Source organism: Phocaeicola sp. (assembly GCF_048170425.1).
Classification (GTDB): domain Bacteria; phylum Bacteroidota; class Bacteroidia; order Bacteroidales; family Bacteroidaceae; genus Phocaeicola.
In genome coordinates, this window is record NZ_DBEXBB010000249.1 from 1 (window position 1) to 7366 (window position 7366).

Genomic DNA, 7366 nt, shown 5'->3' on the forward strand with positions numbered 1-7366 from the left:
CAAGCATGATATATATGTGTCTGGACAAAGGTTGTTCCGTATGCATGCTCTAAAAAGGTAGCTATGGCCAATACTCCCATCAGCACCACATAAAGAACTACCCAGATGTTTTTCCACAGACGTTCTTTCATACAAGCTAAAAATCAGGATACTGCGTATGCTTCATCATTTTTGTGCCCATACACTCCATCTCTATCAGCCACCCCGGACGACAGACAGGAGCCAACAGAATCACTTTAGGCATATCCGGGAAACGCCGGTCGAACATCTCCCGCACCACGGCATAATCTGCCGCATCGCGCAGATAAACCAACATATGTCCGATGTCATCGAACGACATTTCCGCTTCCTTCAACAAAGCTTCCACATTTTCCCACATGCGTTCGGTCTGTTTCCTAATGTTGCCCGGATACACCACCTCACCCCTGTGATTGATACTGGCCGTACCGGATATGAAGACCTGACGGCGGTCACCATAGTCCACATACGTACCGCGCTCAAAACTGACCCCATACTCATACGTAGGATTCAGATGGGTCGGTGCATATAAATAATGTATCTGTTCCTGACGAATACCCAATACAGCATACGTATCCATCTGTACCAGCACTTGTTTATCGGCATGACGCCCGCCAATACCGGTACTGGCTATATAATGTGTTTGTGGTGTCAGGTTCTGCGTCACAAACACTTCGTTACGGGCTTTTACCACCCCGGCATAGTTCACATCTACATTCTGTACAAAGAACCAGGTTCGGATGCAGTTCTCGGCCAGATGCCCGCCCTGTGCAATCAGTTGCAGGATATAATCATTCAGCAGCAGGCGGGTCTGGTATTCCGAATTGGCCGCCCGGTTACAAGCCGAACCGCCCCACAGATGGCAATAAGCTCCGTGTGACACTTCAAACAATCCGCTTTCCAGCGCACGGCATTGCACACAGGATTGCAGATATACCCATAAAGCTATTTTCGTTCCGTTCAGTGGGGGCTGTTCCACTATCGAACAAGCACAGGCCGAACTTTCCGGTACCTGTACCGCCAGCCAGTCGGCCTGATTGGCGGCATCGCTCAAAAAATAACGCTTGAACACGGCAACAGCTCCCTTCAGTTCATCCTCCAACAGATGATAATAGGTATCGAGCAAGGCATCTAACTGCTCCTGATACGTCAGAGAAGGCCGGGTGACATGAATCATGACATGGTACTCAGCGACCCCTCCAGCCGGTTCAAAGTGTGAAATTTCTACCCATGTATTTTCTTGTGACTTGTGGTTTTGTAGTTGTTTGTGGCTCATATTCATACTATTTTAACATTCAAGGTTTGGCACCTCCATTTATCCAATCATCTATCAAGTTCAATAACACCGGCTCAGCTGAAAGAATGTCCTGATGGTCATGGTGCACGTGACCGTTTTCATGCAGCACCTGATGCAGAAAACTGTTTTCCACATCTGCCGGCTTCACCCTCATGACTTCCGGATTCACTACAGACGGGACATTTACCAACTGTTCATAGCTTTTTCCTGCTGTCAGAAACAGACCGGCAGCTGCAGACGTGCTTCTGCCATGACAACTGGCACAGCGGGAATCAAACACTTGCTGCTGTACAGCCTGGAACATGCCGATCCGCTGTTCACCCACATCCATACGAATTGTGTCTTCTGCCGTTTCCGAGCAGTCTACCTTGGCAAAGGTTACTACCCGCTCCCGGATGCGGTTAATCACACACAATTCGATTTGAGTGACTTCATCTGTCACTCCCGACATCACTACCTGAAACGTACCATCCTCTCCGGCCTGCGAAGGCATCACATTGGCAGATGTCAGCGCATATTCACTTTTCCCATCAAAGCCTGCCACGGCTACCGTATATCCGGAAGGCCAAGTATCTATTCCCGATACCTTTCCGGTAAACTTCACCGTACGGCCACCTTCTGCCGTAGCAGGTACCGTGTCATAAATCCGCCCCTCGTCACAGGAAGCCAGCAGTCCGGTTCCCAGTCCTAAGAGTATCCATCCCCACACATTCTTTTTCATAATCTCACCCCTCCTTTAGAATGTGTATTGAAGCATCACCGTCGCACTGTGAGTAGCTATTCCCAGGTCGTCATTGTCGCGGTCAAGTTGTGTATCGTGCCCCCAGCGTCCTACAAACTGATACATAGCCTGTAGTTTCAGGTTGCAGCCTTTAAAGAAATAGTTCACTCCCACGGCCGGCATGTTCATGAATCCGTTCGTATCCATACCGTTACGGTTGAAGAAATCATAACGTGCCGTAGCCTGCAAACGGGGACTGACAAAATAACCTCCCTGCACGTATCCACCCAAGAAATGATACCCCTGGTCAATCTTCTGCCGTTTGGTAAAGCCCACGTGCATGTAATACATTTCCGCTCCTAAATAAAGTTTCCTTTTCAGCATCGCAAACTCCAGTCCGGCACGGTAATCGTTGGTGCTTTCATTCTCACTCTCCACATTTAATGAAGTAGACACTCCCAGCATCAGCTTGTCTTCGTTCAGCCGGTTAGGATTTCCCTGCGTAGAGGGCATCACTCCTTTCGGCATGTAGGTAAAGCGTCCGGCATAGAGCAAGGAAGGAATGTGCCAGTCGTCACTAAACGTCTTTCCTGCCGTATTCACTGCAATACCCGTACCGTTGAAAAGTCCCACTTCATAGCCAAACTTGTCAGCCAGCAGACCATGTATTTCCACTCCTAAGTCGAATCCGGTTCCGATATTGGGAGTCACGGCATTCAACGAATAAGGCAGAATCACCGGAGCCGTCAGCGACAGTGGCAGAGAGGGCATCAAGGTTTCTCCTAACGTAGTCAAGTAAGCATGCGAAAAAGGTGTCTTGAATTTACCCACACGGACAGAAAACTGTTTTTTCAGTTCCACATCGAACCAGGCCTGTTGCAACAGTGCCGCCCCCGTAGCTGCCGCATTAAGCGAGAGATTAAAAGATACTTTCCCAAACGCTTTTCCTGTAAATCCCAGCACCGCGTAGGGAATGGCAAAACCGGAGTTGGCTACATTATCCTGATTATATGCCTTGTCCAGCCCTTCGTCGTCATACCAGTTGAAGTTGGCACTCGTCTGCACCAACAGATAAGGCTTGAACACAAAATCTCCTTTCTTGGAAGCGATGGTAAATCCCTCTCTTCCCGCCAGCGACACGATACCGTTTTCCGTATCTTCTTCGTGCTGTGCCAGTGCTGTCAATGGCATCAGGGCAGCCAGACACAGGGCAGTCATTATTTTTTTCATAAGTTATCAGTTTCAGTTCGTAATGATTAAAGTGAATTTAAAAACGCAATCAGGGCATCACGGTCTTCCTTGCTCATGCGCTTGAACAGGTTCTTCGAGGCTTCCGCCTCTCCTCCGTGCCACATGATAGCCTCTACAAGGTTACGGGCACGTCCGTCATGCAGGAAATAGGTATGTCCGTTCACCACTTCCTGCAAGCCGATGCCCCACAAGGGAGTAGTGCGCCATTCATTGCCCCGAGCCAGGCCGCTCACGTAATTGTCGTTCAGCCCCACACCCATGATTTCCGACCCCATGTCATGCAGCAGAAAATCAGAGTAAGGATGGATGGTCTGGTTGCCCAGCCACGGCAGTTCCGTCCCGTTCAGCAGCGTAGCTCCTCTAACCTTTGTATGCAGGGTAGTCACATGACAAAGGTGGCATTTCGCCTCATAAAATTTCTGCTCTCCTTTCTGTACCTGCGGATTGTTCACATTCCGGCGGGCAGGAACTCCCAGGCAATGCAGATACAAGTCTACATCTTCCATTTCCTCTGTTGAAACATCCAGCTGGTCGTACGAAAGTCCCATCATACTGCCCTGATCCATCTGTATCTGTCCCTCACAGATTTCCTCGGGATAACGGCTGTTGGTCACTCCCATGTCGCTGGAGAACCCTAACTCCACCGTCAGGTCGGCATGCTGTGCCTTGTTGCCCGAAAGTCCCAAGCGGGTGACTCCACGCTCACTGATGTAGTTGCACCGTCCACTGATACCGTATTCGGGATAATTACTCTTAGCGGCCAAGGCCTCGATTTCTTTCTGGTCGAGCGCCATCATCTGCCCCATACCCACATGACGCAAGGGGATACGGACGGAACAGAACAAATCTTCCGGCCGGATATTATCAGCATACCACTCCGTAATCGTATAGGTCGGCTTGCAAAGCTCATAAGTTTCTCCGTCAGGAAATTCGAACATCTGATAATCATATTTCACAGAAAGCTTTCCTTCGGGTTTCACTCCATAAATAGCCTGGTCATGAAGCACACGCCCGTAGTTCTGGAAGAAAGCTCCGTTCTTTCGGGTGATATAGACCAGCATGGAAGAAAACCCGTAGTTTCCCGAACCGCCTTCGCTCCACAGGGTAGGCTTGGTACGCCCGGCATTCCGATGGCAGCTTCCGCAGGAATAGCCGGCATACACCGGCCCCAATCCGCCGCCTTGGTTACTACTGGTGCGCACGTCATCATACAACCCGTCACCGTCATTGAAACGGCTGCTATAAATGCCCGATACCCACGATGCCTCAAAGTCGTATGCTTTCGAGGAGGTCAGGAAGTTGGTAGCCGTACCCGCAGACAAGGCAAAACCTTCCGGTACCTCCACATACTGCTGGTCGGTACCTTCTTTCTCGCATCCCCACAAAAGGCAGGGCAAAAGGCCGTATAGCAAATTCTTGAATATCCTCATGGTTCATCTATTTAGCAATACACGCAGAGGAAGCAAAGGAAGGCTTTCCCTTCTTTACTCCCCTGCCTGTCATTCATCAAAAGTTTTCCTTATTTCTTATCCACCGTGCGAGCCTGGCCGTCTTTGAACAACAGGAACTCCAAGGTATGGAAACCACGTACATTCTGTGCGGCTGAAATGGATTCACTGTCTTCTGAATAGTCACCGCTCCATTCCATCTGACTGTAATCACCAGAGTTCAGGATGTTCACAATGGCAGCCTGGTCGAGCGGCCAGCTGTCCATATTCGGATCCAGCCCCTGGTCGGCTACCGGACCAAACAAGAAAGCCTCGCTCATTTCCCACGGTTCACGAGCTGCAATCCAGGCATCGCAGGCATCCTTGAAAGCCTGATTCGTAGGACTGGCAGCCAGTGCATTGACCTTGTCATACAAGGTAGCAACCCTGTCTTTCAAATCTGAATAAGTGGGTAATACCACTACATCCACGTAGTTCTTTACCACCGGACTCAGCACTGCTTCCGACAATGCATCACAAGCCGGTTTTACCTTATCTTTCAGCAATACGCTCAACTCACTGCAAGCCTCCTGAGCCGCCAGACTCTGCTCGCTGTTGATGTGGTTACGGAATGGTTGCGGAATGGCTAAAATCTTATCGTAAGCATTCTTGATGGCCAACAAGGTATTATCTGCCAGTTCCTGCTGCCCGTTGTTCACCAATGCCGTGTACAAAGATTGTGCAGCTACCTGGCTTTTATCCACGCTGGCTCCGCTAATCAAAGCCTCACTGCGCACGCCGCAGAATGCATTGCAGATAGATACAATGTTATTGGAATAGTCTTCACGCGAATGCCAGCTGTACCAGGATTCTACGGCATAGAGGGCTTCTGTCACCTTCCCTGCCTGATATTTGGAATATGGGTCACCGATTTTTGTTTCTCCCACCTCATTGGCAATGTCTACACAACCGTCTATCACCTGTTGCACACACGAACCGGCACTGTTGAACGGTGCCCCATGGTTCTTAAAGGTCACGGCATAACTTTCACCTCCCTTGTAACTGGTAGCCCAGTACCCGTACAAGTCGGAAGCATCTTTACGAAGCAAGGTAACCACCGCTTTCATGTAGTTGTTCCAGCTTGTCGCGTTTTCCGACGTATAGTCAATGTTGGCCGCATCGGTCGGTGTTGTCGGCGTGTCTTCGTTACTGCACGCTGTCATCGAAAAGGCCAGCCCCATTGCCAAGGCTGCCGCATAAAAGAAATTCTTTTTCATATACATAATAGTTTTTAGGAGTTAATAAATCATTTCTTGAAAAACCAGCCGATGTAGGCCAGACCGATGGAAAATTCATTTTCACTGGTATACGGTCCGGTTCCGAACATCTTTCCCGTACCAATCTGACGGATGGTATAGTCTGCCTTCACTACCAGATTAGGCAAAGCAAACCAGTTCAACCCGGCCACCCACATGCTGACCTTGTTACGCAAGTCCATGGTCTGCCCAGTTTCTCCTTTTTCCTGCGGATTATAGTATTCATAGCGGGCAAACGGATAAATCACAGGAACTTTGGGGTTGTGATTAAATATGGAACGCAGGTTCACGCCTACCTCTCCGGCATAGCTGACTGCATTTTTAGCTACCGGAACCACGCGGCTGTAAGAAGCATTGTTCGACAAACGTACATTCTTGCTGCTGATGAACTTGGAGTTTGTCAGGTTACCATAGACCACATTGGCACGTGCCGTCACATAGTCATTCTTGTACTGCAAGTCGCCCGAATAAATCCGCAACGGAGCCTTGCGTCCTTCGTAGAAATTCGGTTTGTCAGAATTACCCGCCGTATTGGCGCAATAATAGAAGGAGCCTCCCACACGCAGTCCGGGTATGCCCCGATAATCCAGACGAACTACATACCCCGGAGAATTGAAATTATCTTCCTCAAACAAGCCCTGCTTGCCGCTGGCTACCCAGGTATTCCTGTCGAACCCGTTGGCGTTCAGTCCGGCTACCACCAGCACCTGATAGTCGAAAGTGGCATATCCTTTTCCCAACGTACCGAAAAACTCAATCCCCGTTTCATGCCAGGTAGAAGGCAGGATGGTGGTTTCTCCCTCCGGCCGCACCGTGCCGAAGAAATTAATCGGCTCGTGATGCGCATTGGTCAGTCCCACCGGCACAATCATGTGTCCTGCCCGTACGTTAAAAGCCGGATGAATAAGACGGGTGATATGAAACTGCTCCAAGGCCACTTCTCCCCCTTTTTCCATTTCCGTTTCATATTCGCCGTTTTCCGAATTCTCCAGCTCCATGGCAGACCCGGTTCCTCCGGCTTCAAATTCGATTTCTGCACTCAGAACCCATTTTGGAGTAAACTTATAATCCATTGCCAGCACAAAGCGCGGAATAGAAATCGTGTTCCGATGATCACGGGTGTTTCCATTGGGGTTACCGTAATAACGATTGATGCCATAATCCTTAAAACTGGCCACAGCTTCTCCATAGCCTCCCACACGGAAACGGGTATATTCGTCATTGTCCGTACGCTGTTTGCGTGCTGCTACATTTCCATGCACTTCAGCCACCTGCACCGAATCAACTTCACTGGCCGAAACAGCTCCTACGGCACAGCAAAGAGCGGTTAAAAATA

At 49.6% G+C, this 7366-nt stretch carries 6 protein-coding genes; all 6 read right to left on the reverse strand.

Features of this window, described 5'->3' with window-relative positions:
* Window positions 1–136: 136 nt before the first annotated feature.
* The 6 genes from ACMJ0U_RS09790 to ACMJ0U_RS09815 all read right to left on the reverse strand — a co-directional run bounded on the left by ACMJ0U_RS09790 (window position 137) and on the right by ACMJ0U_RS09815 (window position 7301).
* Complete coding sequence (locus ACMJ0U_RS09790) at window positions 137–1294, reverse strand: Rid family hydrolase (RefSeq protein WP_417129777.1); 1158 nt, start codon at window positions 1292–1294, stop codon at window positions 137–139.
* A 19-nt stretch (window positions 1295–1313) separates the two neighbouring features.
* A complete protein-coding gene (locus ACMJ0U_RS09795; RefSeq protein WP_417129778.1) occupies window positions 1314–2036 on the reverse strand; it encodes a hypothetical protein in 723 nt (240 codons plus the stop codon).
* A 15-nt stretch (window positions 2037–2051) separates the two neighbouring features.
* Entirely contained in the window at window positions 2052–3266 is a 1215-nt protein-coding gene (locus ACMJ0U_RS09800) for a porin (RefSeq protein ID WP_417129779.1), read from the reverse strand.
* Window positions 3267–3292: 26 nt separating this feature from the next.
* Window positions 3293–4717, reverse strand: coding sequence for a di-heme oxidoredictase family protein (locus tag ACMJ0U_RS09805; RefSeq protein ID WP_417129780.1), 1425 nt, complete (start codon window positions 4715–4717; stop codon window positions 3293–3295).
* 89 nt (window positions 4718–4806) lie between these two features.
* Window positions 4807–5991, reverse strand: a complete 1185-nt coding sequence (locus ACMJ0U_RS09810; RefSeq protein WP_417129781.1) for an imelysin family protein — start codon at window positions 5989–5991, stop codon at window positions 4807–4809.
* A 29-nt stretch (window positions 5992–6020) separates the two neighbouring features.
* On the reverse strand, window positions 6021–7301 hold the full coding sequence (locus ACMJ0U_RS09815; protein ID WP_417129782.1) for a hypothetical protein: 1281 nt from the start codon (window positions 7299–7301) through the stop codon (window positions 6021–6023).
* Window positions 7302–7366: the final 65 nt, after the last annotated feature.